Origin of the sequence: Streptomyces lasalocidi (genome assembly GCF_005280215.1) — a bacterium.
GTDB classification, from domain to species: Bacteria; Actinomycetota; Actinomycetes; order Streptomycetales; family Streptomycetaceae; genus Streptomyces; species Streptomyces longwoodensis.
In genome coordinates, this window is the sequence record NZ_SZNQ01000001.1 from 2123531 (window position 1) to 2144795 (window position 21265).

Genomic DNA, 21265 nt, shown 5'->3' on the forward strand with positions numbered 1-21265 from the left:
CGACTGGTCCCAGCGACATCCGAGTCACGCGTCCCTCCATGGGTCCCGAGCGACTGTCGCGGCCGAGACCCGCCGTCAGGCGCCCGCGCCGAGTTCGCGGACCGCCTCCGCGAACGCGTCACCGCGCTTGTTGTAGTTGGCGAACATGTCCATGGAGGCACAGGCCGGGGCCAGCAGCACCGTGTCGCCGGGCTGCGCCAGCCGTGCCGCCTCCTGGACGGCCTGGAGCATCGCCCCAGTGTCCGTCCGGTCGAGGTCCACCACGGGGACTTCGGGGGCGTGTCGCGCGAGCGCCTCCCGGATCAGCGCCCGGTCGGCGCCGATGAGGACGACGCCGCGCAGCCGCCCGGCGGAGCGCGCGACCAGTTCGTCGAAGGTGGCGCCCTTGGCGAGACCGCCGGCGATCCACACGATCGACCCGTACGCCGCCAACGAGGCTTCCGCCGCGTGCGTGTTGGTGGCCTTGGAGTCGTCGACGTACGCGACACCGTCCACGTCCGCGACGTGGGCGATGCGGTGGGCGTCCGGGGTGAAGGCCCGCAGACCGTCCCGTACGGCCTGCGGCGGCACCCCGAAGGCGCGCGCGAGGGCCGCCGCGGCAAGGGCGTTGGCGATGTTGTGCGGGGCCGGCGGGTTCACGTCGGAGACCTCGGCGAGCTCCTGGGCGCTCTCCCGCCGGTTCTCCACGAACGCGCGGTCGACCAGGATGCCGTCCACGACGCCGAGTTGGGAGGGACCCGGGGTGCCGAGGGTGAAGCCGATGGCCCGGCAGCCCTCCTCGACGTCGGCCTCGCGCACCAGGTCCTCGGTGGCCTTGTCGGCGACGTTGTAGACGCAGGCGACCTGGTTGCCCTCGTAGACGCGGCCCTTGTCGCGGGCGTACGCCTCCATGGAGCCGTGCCAGTCGAGGTGGTCCGGGGCGAGGTTGAGCACCGCCGCGGAGTGGGCGCGCAGCGAGGGCGCCCAGTGCAGCTGGTAGCTGGACAGCTCCACCGCGAGGACGTCGTACGGCTCCTCGCCGAGGACCGCGTCGAGCAGCGAGACGCCGATGTTGCCGACGGCCGCGGTGCGCAGGCCGGCCGCCCGCAGGATGGAGGCCAGCATCTGCGTGGTGGTGGTCTTGCCGTTGGTGCCGGTGACGCACAGCCAGGGGGCCACCGGCTTGCCGGGGACGGTGCCGCGCAGCCGCCAGGCCAGCTCCACGTCGCCCCAGACCGGCACGCCGGCCCGCTCGGCGGCGAGGAACAGCGGCTTGTCGGGCTGCCAGCCGGGCGCGGTGACGACGAGTTCGGTGCCCTCGGGCAGGGTGGCGCCGTCGCCGAGGCGCACGGTGACGCCCAGGGCCTCCAGCGCGGCGGCCTGCTCCCGCGCGCGGGCGTCGTCGCCGTCGTTGACGACGGTGACCCGCGCGCCGAGCCCGTGCAGCACCTTGGCCGCCGGGACGCCGGAGACGCCGAGTCCGGCGACGGTGACGTGCTTCCCCTGCCAGTCGGTCACTTGTCCGCTGCCCATCCCGCGTAGAAGAGGCCCAGTCCGACGATGACGCAGATGCCCTGGATGATCCAGAAGCGGACCACGACCAGGACTTCGGACCAGCCCTTGAGTTCGAAGTGGTGCTGCAGTGGCGCCATCCGGAAGACGCGCCTGCCGGTCAGCCGGAACGAGCCGACCTGGATGACCACCGACATGGTGATCAGGACGAACAGACCGCCCAGGATGGCGAGCAGCAGCTCGGTGCGGGAGCAGATCGCGAGGCCCGCGAGCACACCGCCGAGCGCGAGCGAACCGGTGTCGCCCATGAAGATCTTGGCCGGCGAGGTGTTCCACCACAGGAAGCCGAGGCAGGCGCCCATCAGGGCGGCGGAGACCACGGCGAGGTCCAGCGGATCGCGCACCTCGTAGCAGGCGTTGGGGTTGGTGAGGGTCTCGCCGTTGGCGCAGGACTCCTGGAACTGCCAGACGCCGATGAAGGTGTAGGCGCCGAAGACGAGGACGGAGGCGCCGGTGGCCAGGCCGTCCAGGCCGTCGGTGAGGTTCACGCCGTTCGACATCGCGAGGATCATGAACAGCGCCCAGACCACGAACAGCACCGGGCCGATGGTCCAGCCGAAGTCGGTGATGAACGACAGCTTGGTGGACGCCGGGGTGTTGCCGCGGGAGTCGGCGAACTGCAGCGACAGCACGGCGAACGCGACGCCGCCGAGCAGCTGGCCCGCCATCTTGGCCTTGGCCCGCAGGCCCAGCGAGCGCCGCTTGACGATCTTGATGTAGTCGTCGAGGAAGCCGACCAGGCCCATGCCGGCCATCAGGCCCAGCACCAGCAGGCCGGAGTAGGTCGGCGGGTAGCCGGTGATGAGCTTGGACAGGAAGTAGGCCGCGATCGTGGCCAGGATGAAGGCGATGCCGCCCATCGTCGGCGTACCGCGCTTGCTGGCGTGCTCGCGCGGGCCGTCGTCCCGGATGTACTGGCCGTACCCCTTGCGCGCCAGGAGCTTGATCAGCAGCGGGGTGCCGATCAGCGTCAGGAACAGACCGATGACACCGGCGAACAGGATCTGCTTCATCATCGGGCGGAAACCTCACCCTCGGCACCGGTCTCGAGCAGCGCCTGCGCGACGCCCTCCAGGCCGACCGAACGGGACGCCTTCACGAGGACGACGTCCCCCGGGCGCAGCTCGCTGCGCAACAGGTCGACCGCCGCCTGTGCGTCGGACACGTGCACCGACTCCTCACCCCACGAACCCTCGTTATATGCGCCCAGTTGCAGCCAGGAGGCTTCGATCCCCCCGACCGCGACGAGCTTGCTGACGTTGAGCCGGACGGCGAGCCGTCCGACCGCGTCGTGCTCGGCGAGAGCCTCGTCCCCGAGCTCGGCCATCTTGCCGAGCACCGCCCAGGTCCGCCGCCCCCTGCCCATGGCCACCAGCGCGCGCAGAGCGGCCTTCATGGACTCGGGGTTGGCGTTGTAGGCGTCGTTGACGATGGTCACGCCGTCCGGGCGCTCGGTGACCTCCATGCGCCAGCGGGAGAGGGAGCCCGCCTCGGAGAGCGCGGTGGCGATCTCTTGCGCGGACATGCCCAGCTCATGGGCGACGGCGGCCGCGGCGAGCGCGTTCGACACGTGGTGCTCACCGTACAGGCGCATGGTCACATCGCTTGCACCGGAGGGTGTGTGAAGTCTGAAGGCGGGCTGTCCGCTGTCCGTGAGTCGCACGTTCTCGGCGCGAACGTCCGCTTCGTCGGACTCTCCGAAAAGGACCACCTTCGCCTTCGTACGGGAGGCCATGGCCCGGACCAACGGGTCGTCGGCGTTGAGGACCGCGGTGCCGCCCTCCTCGGCCGGCGGCAGCGCCTCCACCAACTCGCCCTTGGCCTGGGCGATCTGCTCACGGCCGCCGAACTCGCCGATGTGGGCGCTGCCGACGTTGAGGACGAGGCCGATCCGCGGCGGGGTCAGCTCGGTGAGGTAGCGGATGTGGCCGATGCCGCGCGCGCCCATCTCCAGCACCAGGAACCGGGTTTCCTCGGTGGCGGTCAGCGCGGTCAGCGGGAGCCCGATCTCGTTGTTGAGGGAGCCGGGGGTGTAGACGGTGGGCGCCTTGCGCTGCAGCACCTGGGCGATGAGGTCCTTGGTGCTGGTCTTGCCGGCGGACCCGGTGAGGCCGACGAGGGTCGCGCCGAGGTCGGTGACGACGCGGCGGGCGAGGGCGCCGAGTGCCCGCTGGACGTCGTCCACGACGATCGCGGGGACGCCGACCGGGCGGGAGGCCAGGACGGCGACGGCGCCGGACTCGACGACCTGGTCCGCGAAGTCGTGGCCGTCGACGCGTTCGCCGACGAAGGCGACGAAGAGGCTGCCGGGCACCGCCTCACGGGAGTCCCGGACGACCGGTCCGGTGACCTGCACGGACGGATCCGGTATGTCGTGGGTCTGTCCGCCGACGACTTCTGCGATCTCGGCGAGGGAGAGGGCGATCACAAGTTCATCCCTGGGTCTTCTGGATAGCTTCGCGAAGCACCTGGCGGTCGTCGAACGGACGGACCACCCCGGCGATGTCCTGGCCCTGTTCGTGGCCCTTGCCCGCGACCAGCACGGTGTCCCCGGGCTGCGCGCGGGCCACGGCGGCGGCGATCGCGGCCGCCCGGTCCTCGAACAGCACGACCTCGCCGCGCTCGTGCGCGGGCACGGAGGCCGCGCCCTCGAGCATGGTGGCGAGGATCGCGAGGGGATCCTCGGAGCGGGGGTTGTCGGAGGTCAGCACGGCGGTGTCGGCGAGCCGCGCGACGGCGGCGCCCATCGGCGCCCGCTTGGTCCGGTCGCGGTCGCCGCCGCAGCCGAGGACGACGTGCAGCCGGCCCTTGGTGACCTTGCGCAGGGCCTTGAGGACCGACTCGACGGCGTCGGTCTTGTGGGCGTAGTCGACGACCGCGAGGTACGGCTGCCCGGCGTCCACCCGCTCCAGGCGGCCCGGTACGCCCGGCACGGCGGCGACGCCGTCGGCGGCGGCCTGCGGATCGAGCCCGGCCGCGGCGAGGGCGACGATCGCGGCGAGCGTGTTGGCCACGTTGAACGGGCCGGGCAGCGGCGACCTGGCGGCGATCCGCTCGCCCCGCGGGCCCACGACGGTGAACGTCGAGTCCATCGGGCCGATCCGGACGTCCTCGGCGCGCCAGTCGGCGTCCTGGTGGCCCTCGGCGGAGTAGGTGACGACCGGGACGGTCGCCTCCCGGGCCAGCCGGCGGCCGTGGTCGTCGTCGGCGTTGACCACGCCGAGCCTGCTGCGCAGCGGTGTGAACAGCTGCGCCTTGGCCCGGAAGTAGTCCTCCATGTCGGAGTGGAACTCCATGTGTTCCGGGCTGAGGTTGGTGAAGACGGCCACGTCGAAGACGCAGCCGTCGACCCGGCCGAGGACCAGGGCGTGGCTGGAGACCTCCATGGCGACGGCCTCGACGCCGCGTTCGCGCATGACGGCGAACAGCGCCTGCAGGTCGGTGGCTTCGGGGGTGGTGCGCTCGGACTTGATGCGCTCGTCGCCGATGCGCATCTCGACGGTGCCGATGAGACCGGTGCTGCGCACGGTCTTCAGGCCGCCCTCGACGAGGTAGGCGGTGGTGGTCTTGCCGGAGGTGCCGGTGATGCCGATCTGGAGCAGGTCGCGGCCCGGCCGGCCGTAGATCGCGGCCGCCAGTTCGCCCATCCGTCCGCGCGGGTCGTCGACCACGAGGACCGGCAGGCCGGTCGCGGCGGCGCGTTCGGCGCCGGCCGGGTCGGTGAGCACGGCGGCGGCGCCGAGGCCGGCGGCCTGGGTGACGAAGTCGGCGCCGTGGGCGCGGGCCCCGGGCAGGGCGGCGTACAGGTCGCCGGGGCGCACGGCGCGGGAGTCATGGGTGATCCCCGTGATTCCGGCGGCCGCGTCGGGCGTGGCGGTACCCAGCTGGTCGGCCAGCTCCGCGAGGGGTGTGGCGGAGAGCCGCTCCGGCCGGGGCAGTCCCGGGTAGGTCACAGGATGCCCCTTCTGGGTGGTTCGGGACTGATCAGCGTGTGGCACGGCGGTGAGCGTACCGGGCGCACCCGCCTGCGGGCGAAGCGAGGCCGCGGGCGGACGGTGGTCGTCGGGACCGGGAGTGATCATGGTCACGGGCTGGATCCTGGCTGTTCGGCGCTGAACGGAGGGGTCGGGAGGGCGGGGACGGCCGTGTGGCCGGGGGTCAGGGGGCGAAGGAGACCGGCAGGTTCGCGGGCCTGCCGCCGGTCGGCGGGACCTGGAGGGTCTTCAGGGCGAACTCCATCACCTGCTTGTAGATGGGGCCGCAGATCTGGCCGCCGAAGTAGCTGCCCGCGGTGGCGTTCTGGATGGCGCAGTACACCGTGATCCGCGGGTTGTCGGCGGGGGCGAACCCGGCGAACGACGACGTGTAGCCGCGGTACTTGCCGGTGGCCGGATCCACGCGGTTGGCCGTGCCGGTCTTGCCCGCCACGCGGTAGCCGGGGATGCGGGCCTTGGTGCCGGTGCCCTCCCGGTCGTCCACCACGGACTCCAGCATCCGGGACAGGTCCTTGGCCGTCCCCGCGCTGACCACCCGCGTCTTCTTCGGGGTGGGGGCCGGGGTGAAGTGCCCGTCGGGGCCCTTGGTCCCACGCACCAGGGTGGGCTGGACGCGGACGCCGCCGTTGGCGATCGTCGAGTACACGGACGCCGCCTGAACGGCGTTGATGGACACGCCCTGGCCGAAAGGAATCGTGTACTGCTGCGAGGTGGACCACTTGCCGGGCGGCGCGAGGATGCCCTTGGTCTCGCCGGGGAAGTCGAGGCCGGTGTAGCTGCCGATGCCGAACTTGCGCAGGTACGAGTAGAGGACCTGGTTGGCCTGCGCCTGGGTCTTGCCGAGCTGTCCGGTGGCCAGGATGGTGCCGATGTTCGACGACTTGGCGAGCACGCCGTTGAGCGTGAGGTACCAGGTCGCGTGGTCGATGTCGTCCTGGAAGAGCCGGTCGCCGCGGTGCAGCCGGTTGGGCACCGTGACGTGGGTGAGCGGGGTGGCGGCGTCCTCCTCCAGCACCGCGGCCATCGACATGACTTTGGCGGTGGAGCCGGGCTCGTACGCGTCCTGCAGGGCGGCGTTGCCGAGCGCGGCGGGGTTCGCGGAGGACAGGTCGTTGGGGTCGAAGCCCGGCGAGTTGGCCATCGCGAGGATCTCGCCGGTGCGCGCGTCCTGGACGACGACGTAGCCGCGGTCCGCCTTGGACTTGGCCACCTGCTCGGTGATGGCGTTCTGCGCGGCCCACTGGATGTCCCGGTCGATCGTCAGCTCGACGTCGGCGCCGGGCACGGCGGGCGTCTCGGCGGAGCCGACGGTGGGCACCTGGCGGCCGCCCGACTGGGCGTAGCGGATCTTGCCGTCCTTGCCGGAGAGCGTGGTGTTCAGCTGCTGCTCGACACCGCCGCCGCCCTTGCCCTCGGCGTTGACCCAGCCCAGTATCCCGGCGGCGAGGTCGCCGTTGGGGTACACGCGCTTGGTGCTGGGCACGGAGAACACGCCCGCGAGGACGTTGACGGTGGAGCGGTCGGTCCTGGCCTTGGCGGCGAGGGCGCTCTTGAGGTCCTTGATCTGCTTCCAGACCTGCGGGGTCTGCCGTCCGGCGAGCTTGGTGTAGCGGGTGTCGGGGTTCTTCGGCCGCAACTTCCCGACCAGGGCGGACTGTTCCTGGCCGAGGATCGGCGCGAGGAGGGCGGCCGCCTGCTCGGGGCCGTCGTCGACCTTGAGCTGCGCGCGGCTGAACATCGTGGGGTCGGCCGTGATGTCGTAGGCGTCCTCGCTGGTGGCGAGGGCGACCCCGGTGCGGTCGGTGATCTCGCCGCGCTCGGCGGCGAGCACCTGCCCGACGTACCGGTTCTGGTCGGCCTTGGCCGCGTAGGTGCTCGCGTCGACGGCCTGCACCTGGAACAGCCGCAGCACGAAGGCGGCCAGGACCAGGGTCAGTGCGAGGCCCACCATGCGCAGCCGGGGCCGGGGGCTGCCGAGCTTGATGACGCGCGGGGCGGCCGGGCGGCCCGGCGCCGGGCGGCGGGCGGGCCGCGCGCCGGGGCCCGGGCGGCGCTGCGCGGGGGCGGGGCGGGCGGGGCCGGGCACGCGTCGGCGCGGCGGCTGCCTGCGGGAGGGGTCGACCACTTCCGTCACCTGCCGGGGGTCGGAGTCGGGGACGTGCGGGACAGGGGGGCCGCGCCGGGCACGGTGCCCTGCGCGGGATCGCCGGAGCCGGCGGTCTGGCCGGCGGTGCCTGCCTGGCCGGCGGTGCCCGTCTGACCGGCGTCGGCGGTCTGGCCGGTGACGGTCTGACCGGTGCCGGCACTCTGGCCGTCGTCGGACGGCCCGCCGGGGTCGTCGGTCGTGGCGGGCTCCGGGCTGGGCGAGGTCTGTTCGAGGGTCTGCCCGAGCGTGATGGCCTCCGGGGGCCGTACGTACGCGGAGTCGCCGTCGGACTGCGCGGCGGGCGAGGGAACGCCTTTCACGGTGCCGTCGGGGTCCAGGAAGACGGGGTCGCCCCCGGGGACCATGCCGAGTTCGCGGGCGCGGCGCTGGAGGGCGTCCGGCGCGGAGTAGGAGTCGATGTCACGCTGGAGCGCCTGCTCCTCGTCGGTGAGGTTCTTGGTGTCCCGCTGGAGGTCGTCCATCTGGAACGCGCCCTCGCTGAGCGCGGAGTTGAGCACCAGCAGACCGATCAGTCCGCCGCCGAGGAGGAGGACGACGAGCAGGACGAAGGGCGTGCGGGCGGCCTGGCGCGGCCGGCCCGGCAGCAGCCGGGCGAGCCGCTCGGCCCGGCCCCTGAGGCGCGGTTTCCTACTCACTGGCACGGTGCGGATCCCTCACTCGACGTCCTCCCTGATGCGCTCGGCCCCGCGCAGCCGGGCCGGCGCGGCCCGCCGGTTCTCGGCGATCTCTTCCTCGGTGGGAAGTTCGGCACCGCGCGTGAGCAGCTTGAGCCGGGGCTGGTAGCGCTCGGGGACGACGGGCAGCCCGGGCGGGGCGGTGGACGCGGCGCCGGCCGCGAAGACCTGCTTGACCAGTCGGTCCTCCAGCGAGTGGTACGACAGCACGGCGATCCGCCCGCCCACCGCGAGGGACCGCACGGCGGCCGGGATCGCCCGCTCCAGGACGGAGAGTTCGCCGTTGACCTCGATGCGCAGCGCCTGGAAGGTCCGCTTGGCCGGGTTGCCGCCGGTGCGCTTGGCGGCCTGCGGCAGGGCGTCGCGGATCAGCTCGACGAGCCGTGCGCTGGTGGTGAAGGGTTCCTTCTCGCGCTCGCGCACGACGGCCGAGACGATCCGCTTGGCCTGCTTCTCCTCGCCGTACGCGCGCAGGATGCGCACCAGTTCGCCGGGCGGGTAGGTGTTGAGGACCTCGGCGGCGCTCATGCCGGTCGTCTGGTCCATACGCATGTCGAGCGGGGCGTCCTGGGCGTAGGCGAAGCCGCGGTCGGCCTCGTCGAGCTGCATGGAGGAGACGCCGAGGTCGAACAGCACCCCCTGCACGCGCGCGATGCCGAGCCGCCCCAGCACCTCGGGCAGTTCGTCGTAGACGGCGTGGACGAGGGTGGCCCGCTCGCCGTGGGGGGCGAGCCGCCCGCCGGACAGGCGCAGGGCCTCCTTGTCGCGGTCCAGGGCGACCAGGCGGGCCTCGGGGAACCGGGCGAGCAGCGCCTCGCTGTGCCCGCCGAGGCCGAGGGTGCAGTCCACGACCACCGCGCCGGGCTCGCTCAGCGCGGGGGCCAGCAGGTCCAGGCATCGCTGGAGCATCACCGGGACGTGTCGACTGCTGCTCAAGGGGCCCTCTCAGATCCGGCGGGCGGTCCGCACCGCCGGGTCCCCGCCCGCACCGTGAAGGGGAGGTCCGCCGGCGCCGGGAGGCGTCAGCCGACCGGGAGCGGGAGGAGGCCGAGCCGTACGTACGCGCCGCGCACGCGGGGAGACGCCCGGTCACGCCGGGGCCTCACGGGGGAAGTCAGTCCAGCAGGGAGGACCGTGCCTCCCGCTTCGCGCAACTTTAGTCCACCCTGTCTCGCGGTCAATCAACCGGCCCGCGCGTGGCGGCCGTCGGACGCGGGAAGCGCGGCGACGGGCGGATCCACTCCTCCGGGCGGCCCGACACCACTCCTGTGGGGTACCTCACAAGCCCCACGAGGCCCCGCGGACCAGGACGGACGACGGCCCTCGCGACGCGTGCGCGCGGCGCCTGCCCCGCGCGCACGACGCCCGCCGCCCCGCGGAGCGCTGTCGGTTCGCTGTCACCGCCGGGACCAAAAGCCGCGGAGCCTGACATAACGCGGGCAGTTGTCCACAGTCGAGTGACACGAATCGGTAACGGCAGCAAGAATGCGGGTGGAGCGCCATGCGGAACTTTTCCCGCGTGCCGTCCGTGTTCGGGGTGGGCCGGCCGCAGCGCGGAGGGCCGGCCCGGAGAAGAACGGGCCGAGGAGGGCCGGTGACGACCTATGACGAGCGAGCGAGCCTCACGGATCTGACTGCCACTGTGGAGCGCATCCGCAGTTCGGTGGAGGGAGTGATCGAGGGCAAGCCCGAGGTCGTACGGCTTTCGCTGACGGTGCTGCTCGCCGAGGGGCACCTGCTGATCGAGGACGTCCCCGGCGTCGGCAAGACGATGCTGGCCAAGGCGCTGGCGCGGTCGATCGACTGCTCGGTGCGGCGCATCCAGTTCACGCCCGACCTGCTGCCCTCGGACATCACCGGGGTGTCCATCTGGGACCAGCAGCGCCGGGACTTCGAGTTCAAGCCGGGCGCGATCTTCGCCCAGATCGTGATCGGCGACGAGATCAACCGCGCCTCGCCGAAGACCCAGTCGGCGCTCCTGGAGTCCATGGAGGAGCGCCAGGTCACCATCGACGGGCAGACCTACGAGCTGCCGAGCCCGTTCATGGTGGTGGCCACGCAGAACCCGGTCGAGATGGAGGGCACCTACCCGCTGCCCGAGGCCCAGCGCGACCGCTTCATGGCCCGGCTGTCCATCGGCTACCCCAGCCCCGAGGCCGAGCTGCAGATGCTGGACGTGCACGGCGGGGTGAGCCCCCTGGACGACCTCCAGCCGGTCGCCCACGCGCACGAGATCGTCAAGCTGGTCGACGCGGTGCGCGGGGTCCACGTCGCCGAGACGGTCCGGCGCTACGCGGTCGACCTGGTCGCCGCCACCCGCACCCACCCCGACCTCAGACTCGGCGCCTCGCCCCGCGCGACGCTGCACCTGCTGCGCGCGGCGAAGGCCTCCGCGGCCCTCGGCGGCCGGGACTACGCCCTCCCGGACGACCTCCAGCAGCTCGCCGTCCCGGTGCTGGCCCACCGCCTGCTGCCCACGGCGCAGGCGCAGCTCAACCGCCGCACCGCCGAGCAGGTCGTCGAGGAGATCCTCCAGCGCACGCCGGTCCCCGCGGCCCCCCAGCACCCGCAGGACTTCGGCCTGGGCGGCGGCCGCGGCGGCCCGCAGGGGTACGGCCAGCAGCCGCCCCGGAGGCTCGGATGACCCTCGGCGCGGCCTCCGCGGACACCGGCCGGAGCGACCGGTCCGGCGGTGTGCGCACGGCCCTGGCCGGCCTGACCACCCGCGGCCGCTCTTTCCTGGCGGCAGGCCTTGCGGCGGCCGTCTGCGCCTACGTCCTCGGCCAGCCCGACCTGCTGCGGGTCGGGATGCTGCTGGCCGCGCTGCCGCTGATCTGCGCGGCCGTCCTCTTCCGCACGCGCTACCGGGTGGCCGGCAGCCGCCGCCTCTCCCCCGCGCGCGTGCCCGCGGGGAGCGAGGCCCGCGTCCACCTGCGGATGGACAACGTCTCGCGGCTGCCCACCGGTCTGCTGATGCTCCAGGACCGGGTGCCCTACGTCCTCGGCCCGCGCCCCCGCTTCGTGCTCGACCGGGTCGAGGCGGGCGGCCGCCGCGAGGTGTCCTACCGGGTCCGCTCCGACCTGCGTGGCCGCTACCCCCTGGGCCCGCTCCAGCTGCGCCTGACCGACCCGTTCGGCATGTGCGAGCTGACCCGGTCCTTCTCCAGCTCCGACACCCTGACGGTGATCCCCCGCGTCGAGGCGCTGCCCCCGGTGCGGCTGGCCGGCGAGGCCAAGGGGTACGGCGACGGCCGGCAGCGCTCGCTGGCCCTGGCCGGCGAGGACGACGTCATCCCCCGCGGCTACCGCTACGGCGACGACCTGCGCCGCGTGCACTGGCGCTCCACCGCCCGCTACGGCGAGCTGATGGTGCGGCGCGAGGAGCAGCCCCAGCGTTCCCGCTGCACGGTGCTGCTCGACACCCGGGGCCTCGCCTACCGCGGCGCCGGCCCCGACTCGGCGTTCGAGTGGGCGGTCGGGGGTGCCGCGTCGGTGCTGGTGCACATGCTGGAGCGGGGCTTCTCGGTGCGGTTGCTGACCGACACCGGCAACTCCGTGCCCGGCGAGGGCGCCGACGGATTCGCCGGGGCCAACCAGGAGTCGGCCGACGCGGCCGGCCTGATGATGGACACCCTCGCGGTGATCGACCACTCCGACGGCACGGGCCTGTCCCACGCCTACGACGTGCTGCGCGGGGGCAACGAGGGGCTGCTGGTGGCCTTCTTCGGCGACCTCGACGAGGAGCAGGCCGCGGTGGCCGCCCGGATGCGCCAGCGCAGCGGCGGCGCCGTCGCCTTCCTCCTCGACAGCGAGACGTGGGCGCGTGAGCCCCTTCATCGGATCGGCCCGCCCGATCCGATGAAGGGGCAGGGAGAGGGGCTGCGGATGCTGCGCGAGGCCGGCTGGACCGCGCTGGGCGTGCCCCGGGGCACCTCCCTGGAAGCGCTGTGGCGCCAGGCGGACCGGGAGCGCAGCGGCGTGGTCACGGCGGCGGGCGGCACGGCGGGCACGGGCGGAGGGGGGACGGCATGATCAGCGGACGGGCCCGGGTGACGGTGTGCGCGGCGGCGGCCACCCTGATGACGGCCACCGCCCTGCTGCCCCTGATCGACCCCGCCACCTGGCTGCTGCAGGCGGCCTTCCTGCTGGCCGTCCAGTCCGGCGTGGGCGCGGCGACCCGCCGGGTGCCGCTGGCCCGCCCGCTGACGGTGGCCGCGCAGGCGCTGGTCACCGTGGGGCTGCTGACCCTGGTCTTCGCCCGGCCCTACGCGCTGGGCGGGCTGGTCCCCGGCCCGCAGGCGTTCCGGCACATCGGCGAGGTGCTCCAGTCGGGCGCGACCGACGTCCAGCAGTACGCCATCCCGGCCCCGCTGACGGACGGCATCCGGCTGATGCTGGTCGGCGGGGTGTTGCTGATCGGCCTGGTGGTGGACACCCTCGCGGTCACCTACCGCAACGCCGCGCCGGCCGGGCTGCCGCTGCTCGCGCTGTACTCGGTGGCCGCGGGGCTGTCCGACGGGGCGGCGGACTGGCTGTGGTTCGTGGTCGCCGCGGCCGGCTACCTGATGCTGCTGCTCGCCGAGGGCCGTGAGCGGCTCGCGCAGTGGGGGCGCGTCTTCGGCGGCGCCCCGCGCACCCCCGGCGGGCCGTCCGGCCCAGTGGCGCCGGTGCGCACCGGGCGGCGCATCGGCGCGGTCGCGCTGGGCGTGGCCCTGGCGGTGCCGCTGCTGCCGCTGCCCGCGATCCAGGGCGGCCTGCTGGACGGCACCGGGGCGGGCGTCGGCACGGGCACCGGCGGCGGGGGCACCATCTCCGCGGTCAACCCGCTGGTGTCCCTGCGCGACAGCCTCAACGCCGACCAGGACCGCACGGCGCTGACCCTGCGCACCAGCAGCGACGACCTGTCCGACATGTACCTGCGGATCGTGTCGCTGGACGACTTCGACGGCACCACGTGGAAGCCGGCCAAGCGGCACATCGTGGAGGTCCCGGACCGGCTGCCCACACCCGCGGGCCTCGGCCCGGACACCAAGCGCGCCCAGGTCACCACCCGGGTCCGGGCCGCCGACTGGTACGCCCAGGACTGGCTGCCCATGCCCTACCCGCCGAGCGACGTGCGCGTCGGCGGCAAGTGGCGGTACGAGCCGGTGGGCATGACCCTGGTCGGCGACCACGGCGAGAACACCCGCGGCAAGACCTACGAGGTGAAGAGCCTCGACGTGCAGCCCACGGCGCAGCAGCTGGCGTCCGCGCCTAAGGCATCCCAGTCGCTGCGCGACGAGTACACCAAGGTCCCCGACTCGGTGCCGGCGGTGGTGTACCGCACGGCCCGCGAGGTCACCCAGGGCGCGTCCGACGACTACGAGAAGGCGGTCGCCCTCCAGGACTACTTCGCGTCGACCGGGGGCTTCCAGTACGACACGGAGGTGGAGGTCGGCAGCGGTCCCGACGCGATCGCCCGCTTCCTGCGCGACAAGCAGGGCTTCTGCGTGCACTTCTCGTTCGCGATGGCGGCGATGGCCCGGACGCTGGGCATACCGGCCCGGGTCGCGGTCGGCTTCGCGCCGGGCTCCCCGCAGGCGGACGGCACGGTGGCGGTCAGCCTGAAGGACGCCCACGCCTGGCCCGAGCTGTACTTCGAGGGGGTCGGCTGGACCCGCTTCGAGCCGACGCCCACGCGCGGGACGACGCCCACGTACACGCTGCCGGACACCTCCGGCGACGCGGTCCCGGACCTGCCGCAGGCCTCGCGCTCGGCGGAGGCGGCCCCGTCGACGGCGCCCTCGGAGAGCGCCAGCTGCTCGGCCGACGACAAGAAGCTCGAGGGCTGCGCGGGCGCGCTGCCGCTGGACTCCGGGCAGCAGGGGGGCGGTGGCACCCCGTGGTACCGGATCGCGGCGTGGAGCGCGCTCGGGCTCCTGGCGCTGGGAGTGCCGCTGCTGCCGATGCTGTGGCGGCTGAGGCGGCGCTCGGTGCGGCTGGCGTCCGCCCAGCACTCGGCGGCCGCGGCCGGTGCGCCGGGCAGGGCCTCCGAGGGTCCCGCGGGTGCGGTGCGGCTCGACGCCGACGACCCGCTCGGCCCGGGTGCGCCGGCGGACGCGGCGTCACGGGCGGTGACCGAGGCGGCCGTGGCGCAGGTGCTGGCGGTGTGGCGCGAGCTGATCGACACGGCCTGGGACTACGGCATCGTCCCGGACGACGCGCTCACTCCGCGCCGGGCGGCCGAGCGGATCGTGCGGATCGGCGGGCTGGACGCGACGGCGGCCCACTCGGTGTACCGGGTGGCGGGCGCCGTGGAGCAGGTGCTGTTCGCGCCCCGGCCGCGGGCCGAGACGGGGCTGGCCCAGGACGTGCGCCTCGCGCGGGCGGCCCTGCGGGCCCGGTCCGGCCGCTGGACCCGGCTGCGGGCGGTGGTGGCGCCGCGGTCGGCGGTGCGGGCGGTCTGGGAGCTCTCCGACCGCTGGACGGCCCGCAGTGAGGACTGGGCGGCCCACAGGACGGCCCTGACCCAGCGGCTGCGCATGCCGCGCGGCCGGCAGCAGAACGGCTGACGGGGGACCGGGCATGCGTCAGGGGGTGACCACCTGGGTGGTCACCCCCTGACGAAGAACTGTTCGACCGAGAAGTGCTCGACGAGGGACTGCTCGACAACCGGCCGCCCCGTGGGCGGAGGCGTCAGTGGCCCTGCTCGTCGCGGCGGCGCTGCCAGCGCTCCTCGATGCGGTCCATTACCGAGCGCTTGGGGCGCGCCTGGCCACGGACGGGCGCTGCACCGGGGGCCGGCTGCTCGCCCGGCTTGGGGGCCTTGCGCCAGCCGGTCACGGCGAGCACGGCACACCCCAGCATGACGAGGAACCCCACCACGCTGAGCCAGACCTGCTTGGCGACCATACCGGCCATGAGGAGCGCGATTCCTACGAGGAAGCCCGCGACCGCCTGGTAGACCCGCCGACGGGTGTACGTACGCAGCCCGCTTCCCTCGAGCGCCGACGCGAACTTGGGATCTTCGGCGTACAGCGCTCGCTCCATTTGCTCGAGCATGCGCTGCTCGTGCTCCGAGAGCGGCACGGAGTCCTCCTCATCGTGCAGTCGCCGGGGCGACCCGGGGGGTCCCTTCAGGATAGGCAGGGAATCGCCCCCGTGAAACCCGCCCCTCTGCGCCAATTGGCCAACCGGAACCCGCCATGGGCGGTCCCGGCCCGCTGAGGCTTCCATTCCCCAACGGCCGGCCCGTCATGCCGGGGCGGTCTCCCTCGATCATACGGCGCAGAGCGCCCGAACGGGGGGCCTGTGGCGTACTCCATCCGGCCTCGAGCCGCTGATGAGCGGCTTCTTCACGGGAGGCGACGAACGCGACTCCTCGCGCTGCCGTCCCACGGGGCACTTACGCCTCCGAGGTCCCGCGGGTCTCACCGAGCACATGGAGCTGGGTGGCCACGGAGTGGAAGGCGGGCAGCTCGGCGGCGGCCTCCTCCAGCTTGAGCAGGGCGTCCAGCGCACCCGGCTCGGTGTCGACGAGCACACCGGGGACCAGATCGGCGAAGACCCGCACCCCGTGGACGGCCGCGACCCGCAGGCCAGCGCGCTCGACCAGGCCGGTGAGCTGTTCGGTGGTGAAGCGCCGCGGCACGGGGTCGCCCTCGCCCCAGCGGCCGTCGGGGTCGCCCAGGGCCTGCCGGGCCTCCTTGAAGTGACCGGCCAGCGCCCGCGCCAGGACCGCGCCGCCGAGGCCCGCCGCCAGCAGGCTCAGCACGCCCTCGGAGCGCAGCGCGGCGACGACGTTGCGCACGCCCTCGACCGGGTCGTCGACGTACTCCAGGACGCCGTGGCACAGGACGACGTCGTAGCCGCCGCGCTCGACCACGTCGAACAGGCCGTGGGCGTCGCCCTGCACACCGTGCACCCGGTCGGCGAGACCGGCCTCGGCGGCCCGGCGCTCCAGGGCGAACAGCGCGTTGGGGCTGGGGTCGACGACCGTGACGCGGTGGCCCAGGCGGGCGACGGGCACCGCGAAGTTGCCGCTGCCGCCGCCGGTGTCGAGGACGTCGAGGCAGGCACGGCCGGTGGCCTTCACCCGACGGTCCAGGGCGTCCTGGAGGACCTCCCAGACCACGGCGGTGCGCAGGGAGGCGCGGGGGCGGGAGGGGTCGGGGCGCAGCGACGTCCCGTGCGATTGGGGGGAGACGGGCGGGCGCATCGGATCCGACACGGCAGTTGACTCCTCGGCGCGGCACCGCCTCTTGCGCGGCGGAGCGAACGGGCTGCCTCCCTGCTCCGGCCTGCGGGAGGGGAGGCTCATGCGCTCTCCACCCTATTGCCTCGGGCGCCCCGCGAGGTCACCCGCGTGCGGGCCGCACCACCGGGCCCCGGGCGGGCCCGGGCACGTCAGCCCGCGTTCGGCAGCCGGCGGTCGTCTCCTGGGCGGCCCTCCTGGTCGTCGCGGTCCGCGCGGTCGCCCGGGTCGGCCCGGTCGTCCCGGTCCCGCCGGGGCTGCGGCAGGACCGGCTGCAGGACGAGCATGCGCTCGACGAGGCGGACGAACATCGCCACGTCGCGTATCAGGTCGTCGGCGTCCCGGCGGCCGGCCGCGCCCGGGATGCCCGCCTCGGCCCTGGCGCGGCGCGCGGCCCCGGAGGCGAACAGCGCGCTCCACTCGGCGAGTTCGGGTGCGATCTCGGGGAGCACTTCCCAGGCGCTCCGGATGCGGGCCCGGCGTCGTGCGGAGGTCTCCGGGCGGCCCCGCGCGGCGAGGACGGCGGCGGCGGTGCGCAGGGCGGCGAGGTGGGCCGTCGCGTACCGCTCGTTGGGGGTTTCGAGGACGGCCGCCTCGTCGAGTCCGGCGCGGGCCTGGGCGAGCAGGTCGAGCGCGGCGGGCGGGGCGGTGGCCCGGCGCAGCACGGGGTGCACGTCGCTCGCCGGGCCGGTCAGTGAGGGGGCAGGGCCGGGGGCGCGACGCCGGCGGGCGGCGCCGGCGGGGTAGCTGGCCATGACGAACCTCCTGTCGTCTGGGTCGGCACTATGGCCGTATGCCCCCATCGTGAGGTATGGCACTGACAATCCGTTCTGAACTGGGCTTTTGCTTCGAAGAGGCGTTCGGAGTAGCTTTTGGACTGACCAGTCAGTTCAAAACAGGGCGGCCAGGGACGGCGCGGCCGGGGGGATGCGCATGGGGGCGATGGGGGCACACGACAGCGCCGGTCCGGAACGGGACGGTGGCGGGGCCGGGGCAGCGGGGACGGCCGGGCTGTCCCTCGACGTCCGGGGGCTCGGGCTGAGGGGGCCGCGCGGCTGGGCGTACCGGGGTGTGCGCGTCACGGCGGGGCCCGGCGCGCTCGTCGCCGTGGTCGGGCCGTCCGGGTCGGGCCGCACGAGCCTGTTGCTCACGCTGACGGGACGGATGCGGCCCACGGAGGGCACGGCCCTGGTCGGCGGCCTCGTGCTGCCCCGCCGGATGGCCGCCGTGCGCCGGGTGAGCGCACTGGCCCACGTGCCCGGCGTGACCGACCTCGACCCCGCGCTGACCGTCGCCGAGCACCTGCGCGAGCGGGCCCTGCTCCAGCGGCGGTTCGGGGACTCCGTACGGGGGCTGCTGCGGCCGCGCCGGGAACGCGCGCGTGCGGCGCGGCAGGCGATCGACCGTGCCCTGGACGCCGCCGGGCTGGACCCGCAGTCACTGCCCAAGGGCGCGCGGACCGCCGTACGGGACCTGGAGCGGGTGGAGCGGCTGCGGCTGTCGGTCGCGCTGGCGCTGATCGGACGGCCGCGCCTGCTCGGTGTGGACGACGTGGACCTGAAGCTCTCGCCGGACGAGCGGGCCGAGGCGTGGGAGCTGCTGCGGTCCCTCACGGAGGACGGCACGACGGTGGTCGCCGTGTGCGCCGAGGCCCCGGAGGGAGCGGTGGTGGCGTCCACCCGGGACCAGGACGACGAGCACGACGAGGACCACGAGGACCACGACAGCGACGAGGACGACGAGGACGAGGAGGACGGCGATGCGCTCGTCGAGACTGGCCGTTCTTGAGCTGCGGCGCTTCGGCCGGGGCCGCCTCCCGCGGGCCGCGCTGGTGGCGCTCCTGCTGCTGCCCCTGCTGTACGGCGCGCTGTACCTGTGGTCGTTCTGGGACCCGTACGGGCGGCTCGACCGGATCCCCGTGGCGCTGGTGAACGACGACCGGGGCGCGACCGTCGGCGGCGACCGGCTGGACGCCGGTGCCGACCTGACCGAAGGGCTGCGCGAGAGCCGGGTCTTCGACTGGCACGAGGTGAGTGCCCGCGAGGCACGCGCGGGCGTGGAGGACGGCCGGTACTACCTGTCGTTGACCGTGCCCGCCGACTTCAGCCGGCGGATCGCCTCCAGCGCGGGCGACGCGCCCGAGACCGGCGCCCTCCAGGTGCGCACCGACGACGCCAACAACTACATCGTCGGGCAGATCTCCCGCACGGTGTTCAACGAGGTGCGTTCCGCCGCGTCCACCAAGGCCGCCCGGTCCTTCCTGGACCGGATCTTCATCTCGTTCTCCGACCTGCACGGCGCCACCGAGAAGGCCGCCGACGGCGCCGACGACCTCGAGGGCGGCATCGGCAAGGCCGAGAAGGGGGCGCAGGCCCTCGCCGACGGGCTGACCACCGCCAAGGACGGCAGCGGCAAGCTGGCCAAGGGCGTGAGCACGCTGGACACCGCGGCGGGCGACCTGGAGACCGGCTCGCAGCGGGTCGCGGACGGCACGCAGCAGCTCGCCGACAAGGTCAACGGGGTCTCGGCGGCCGTACGGCCGTTCCTCGCGGACAACGAGGCGGCCATCGGGGACACCGCCCAGCTGGTCGCCGACGGCGCGCAGACGGTCCGCGACCACCTCGACACGCTGGTGAAGCGGGCCCCGGCCGCCGCCGAGGACGCGCACACCGCGTCCGACCTGCTGTCCGGGACGTACACCGCGCGCTGCGAGGAGCCCGTGCCGCCCGACCCGGCCTGCGAGGGTCTCGGCAAGGCCAGGGACGCGGCGGCCGACGTGGTGACGGTCGCCGACGACCTGAACACGCTCATCGCCGACCAGGACGGCGACCTGGCGGCCATGAAGAGCGACCTGACGACCCTCCAGCAGCAGGCCCAGGCGCTCGCCGACCGCGCCCCGCACCTCACCGAGGACCTCGACGACGCCGTCAAGAAGGTCAACGCGCTGAACGACGGCGCCGGCAAGGTCGCCGAGGGCGCGAAGAAGCTGCACACCGGGCTCGGCACCGCCGACAAGGGCGCGACGACGCTGGACCAGGGCGTCGGCAGGCTGGAGACCGGCGCGGACGACCTGAACGGCGGCATGTTCAAGCTGGCCGACGGCTCCTCCCGGCTGGCAGGCGGCCTGCACGACGGTGCGGCCAAGATCCCCGACTACGACGAGCGGGAGCGCGACGCCCGCACCTCCGTGATGGCCGACCCGGTGCGGCTCGCCTCCCACGACCTGCACCCGGCACCCAACTACGGCACCGGCTTCGCCCCGTACTTCATCCCGCTGTCGCTGTGGGTGGGCGCCATGGTGGCCTACATGCTGATCCCGCCGCTGAACCGGCGCGCGCTCGCCGCGGGCGCCCCGGCGTGGCGGATCGCGCTGGCGGGCTGGCTCCCGGTGGTCGCGGTCGGCGTGCTCCAGACGGCGGCGCTGCTGGCCGTGCTGCACTGGGCGATCGGCCTGCGGATGGTCCGGGCGGCCGGCACGGTGGGCTTCCTCTTCCTGGTCGCGACCTGCTTCGCGGCGCTGGTGCAGTGGCTCAACGCGCGCTTCGGCCCGGCCGGCCGGATCCTGGTGCTCGCCCTGCTGATGCTCCAACTGACCTCGGCGGGCGGCACGTACCCGGTGCAGACGAGCCCCGGCTTCTTCACCGCCCTGCACCCGTTCCTCCCGATGAGCTACGTCGTGGAGGCGCTGCGCCGGCTCATCACGGGTGGCGGCCTCGGCCCGGTGTGGCACGCGTGCGGGGTGCTCGTCGCGTTCACCGCGGGGGCCCTGGCGCTCACCGCGCTGTCGGCCCGCCGACGCCAGGTGTGGACCCTGGACCGGCTGCACCCGGAGCTCAGCCTGTGAAGGAGCGGCGTGGGCACGGTCGGGTTCCTGTGACAATCGGGGCCATGGACAGCAGCACCACCCCGGGCGGCCGCAGCCGCCGCGAGGCCACCCGGCAGAAGCTCTATGAGGCGGCGGTCACCCTCATCGCCGAACAGGGCTTCTCCGCCACCACCGTGGACGAGATCGCCGAGCGGGCGGGCGTCGCGAAGGGAACCGTCTACTACAACTTCGCGAGCAAGTCGGTCCTCTTCGAGGAGCTGCTGCGGCACGGCGTGGGCCTGCTCACGGCGTCCCTGCGGGAGGCGGCGGAGCGCACCGCGCGCGGGGGCGGCACCCGGGTCGACGCCCTGGACGCGATGATCCGCGCCGGACTCGTGTTCATCGACCGCTACCCGGCCTTCACCCAGCTCTACGTGGCCGAGCTGTGGCGCACCAACCGGGCCTGGCAGTCGACGCTGCTGGTGGTCCGGCAGGAGGCGGTCGCCGTGGTCGAGGGCGTGCTGCGCGAGGGCATCGAGCACGGCGAGTTCAGCGACGAGATCGACGTGCCGCTGACCGCGGCCGCGCTGGTCGGCATGGTGCTGGTGGCGGCCCTGGACTGGCAGGCGTTCCAGCCGGAACGGTCCCTGGACGACGTGCACGCGGCCCTGTCCCGCCTGTTGCAGGGCCGCGTGAGCGGCAAGGGCTGAGCGGCGGCGCCGCGCCCGGGCCCGCACGACCGGCGGCGGCCCACGCGCGCGGGCACGCGGAGCGCCGGTCCGCCGTGGCCGCGTCCCCCGCGGGCCACCGCGAACCGGCGCTCCCGCCGACGGTGCCGGC

General features: G+C 74.0%; 16 protein-coding genes. 6 read left to right on the forward strand and 10 right to left on the reverse strand.

The window, feature by feature from the left end; genetic code table 11:
• Nucleotides 1-75: 75 nt before the first annotated feature.
• The 7 genes from murD to rsmH all read right to left on the reverse strand — a co-directional run bounded on the left by murD (nucleotide 76) and on the right by rsmH (nucleotide 9323).
• Nucleotides 76-1512 (reverse strand): UDP-N-acetylmuramoyl-L-alanine--D-glutamate ligase, encoded by a 1437-nt coding sequence (gene murD, locus E4U91_RS09505; RefSeq protein ID WP_137306440.1) that lies wholly within the window; start codon nucleotides 1510-1512, stop codon nucleotides 76-78.
• On the reverse strand, nucleotides 1494-2567 hold the full coding sequence (gene mraY / locus E4U91_RS09510; RefSeq protein ID WP_174867780.1) for a phospho-N-acetylmuramoyl-pentapeptide-transferase: 1074 nt from the start codon (nucleotides 2565-2567) through the stop codon (nucleotides 1494-1496). The genes murD and mraY overlap by 19 nt, the downstream gene beginning before the upstream one ends.
• A complete protein-coding gene (locus E4U91_RS09515) occupies nucleotides 2564-3979 on the reverse strand; it encodes a UDP-N-acetylmuramoyl-tripeptide--D-alanyl-D-alanine ligase (RefSeq protein ID WP_137306441.1) in 1416 nt (471 codons plus the stop codon). The genes mraY and E4U91_RS09515 overlap by 4 nt, the downstream gene beginning before the upstream one ends.
• Nucleotides 3980-3983: 4 nt before the next feature.
• A complete protein-coding gene (locus tag E4U91_RS09520; RefSeq protein ID WP_137306442.1) occupies nucleotides 3984-5504 on the reverse strand; it encodes a UDP-N-acetylmuramoyl-L-alanyl-D-glutamate--2,6-diaminopimelate ligase in 1521 nt (506 codons plus the stop codon).
• 205 nt (nucleotides 5505-5709) lie between these two features.
• Nucleotides 5710-7680, reverse strand: a complete 1971-nt coding sequence (locus E4U91_RS09525; protein WP_137306443.1) for a peptidoglycan D,D-transpeptidase FtsI family protein — start codon at nucleotides 7678-7680, stop codon at nucleotides 5710-5712.
• A complete protein-coding gene (gene ftsL, locus E4U91_RS38420) occupies nucleotides 7677-8348 on the reverse strand; it encodes a cell division protein FtsL (protein WP_137306444.1) in 672 nt (223 codons plus the stop codon). The genes E4U91_RS09525 and ftsL overlap by 4 nt, the downstream gene beginning before the upstream one ends.
• 18 nt (nucleotides 8349-8366) lie before the next feature.
• Nucleotides 8367-9323, reverse strand: a complete 957-nt coding sequence (gene rsmH / locus E4U91_RS09535; protein ID WP_137306445.1) for a 16S rRNA (cytosine(1402)-N(4))-methyltransferase RsmH — start codon at nucleotides 9321-9323, stop codon at nucleotides 8367-8369.
• A 658-nt stretch (nucleotides 9324-9981) separates the two neighbouring features.
• Between rsmH and E4U91_RS09540 the strand changes: the two genes are divergently transcribed.
• From E4U91_RS09540 to E4U91_RS09550, 3 genes are read left to right on the forward strand one after another with little or no spacing between them, the layout of a single operon-like run.
• Complete coding sequence (locus E4U91_RS09540) at nucleotides 9982-11031, forward strand: AAA family ATPase (protein WP_137306446.1); 1050 nt, start codon at nucleotides 9982-9984, stop codon at nucleotides 11029-11031.
• Nucleotides 11028-12419 carry a DUF58 domain-containing protein gene (locus E4U91_RS09545; protein ID WP_137306447.1) on the forward strand — a complete coding sequence of 464 codons (1392 nt, stop codon included), beginning with the start codon at nucleotides 11028-11030 and terminating at the stop codon, nucleotides 12417-12419. Before E4U91_RS09540 ends, E4U91_RS09545 begins: the two co-directional genes overlap by 4 nt.
• The gene (locus tag E4U91_RS09550) at nucleotides 12419-14938 is read left to right on the forward strand and encodes a transglutaminase TgpA family protein (protein WP_168218253.1); all 2520 of its coding nucleotides are present in this window, start codon (nucleotides 12419-12421) and stop codon (nucleotides 14936-14938) included. The genes E4U91_RS09545 and E4U91_RS09550 overlap by 1 nt, the downstream gene beginning before the upstream one ends.
• 124 nt (nucleotides 14939-15062) lie before the next feature.
• Here E4U91_RS09550 and E4U91_RS09555 read toward each other — a convergent pair whose 3' ends face one another.
• The 3 genes from E4U91_RS09555 to E4U91_RS09565 form a co-directional block, all read right to left on the reverse strand.
• Nucleotides 15063-15455 (reverse strand): DUF3040 domain-containing protein, encoded by a 393-nt coding sequence (locus E4U91_RS09555; RefSeq protein WP_137306449.1) that lies wholly within the window; start codon nucleotides 15453-15455, stop codon nucleotides 15063-15065.
• 316 nt (nucleotides 15456-15771) lie between these two features.
• The gene (locus E4U91_RS09560; RefSeq protein WP_168218089.1) at nucleotides 15772-16596 is read right to left on the reverse strand and encodes a methyltransferase; all 825 of its coding nucleotides are present in this window, start codon (nucleotides 16594-16596) and stop codon (nucleotides 15772-15774) included.
• A gap of 176 nt (nucleotides 16597-16772) precedes the next feature.
• Nucleotides 16773-17375 carry an SAV_6107 family HEPN domain-containing protein gene (locus E4U91_RS09565; RefSeq protein ID WP_137306450.1) on the reverse strand — a complete coding sequence of 201 codons (603 nt, stop codon included), beginning with the start codon at nucleotides 17373-17375 and terminating at the stop codon, nucleotides 16773-16775.
• 187 nt (nucleotides 17376-17562) lie between these two features.
• Here E4U91_RS09565 and E4U91_RS09570 point away from each other — a divergent pair, with 187 nt between their 5' ends.
• Genes E4U91_RS09570 through E4U91_RS09580 form a run of 3 tightly spaced genes read left to right on the forward strand, consistent with a single transcriptional unit; the run spans nucleotide 17563 to nucleotide 21135 of the window.
• Complete coding sequence (locus E4U91_RS09570) at nucleotides 17563-18408, forward strand: ATP-binding cassette domain-containing protein (protein WP_137306451.1); 846 nt, start codon at nucleotides 17563-17565, stop codon at nucleotides 18406-18408.
• Nucleotides 18380-20464 (forward strand): YhgE/Pip domain-containing protein, encoded by a 2085-nt coding sequence (locus tag E4U91_RS09575; protein ID WP_137306452.1) that lies wholly within the window; start codon nucleotides 18380-18382, stop codon nucleotides 20462-20464. The genes E4U91_RS09570 and E4U91_RS09575 overlap by 29 nt, the downstream gene beginning before the upstream one ends.
• Before the next feature lie 44 nt (nucleotides 20465-20508).
• Nucleotides 20509-21135, forward strand: coding sequence for a TetR/AcrR family transcriptional regulator (locus E4U91_RS09580; RefSeq protein WP_137306453.1), 627 nt, complete (start codon nucleotides 20509-20511; stop codon nucleotides 21133-21135).
• Nucleotides 21136-21265: the final 130 nt, after the last annotated feature.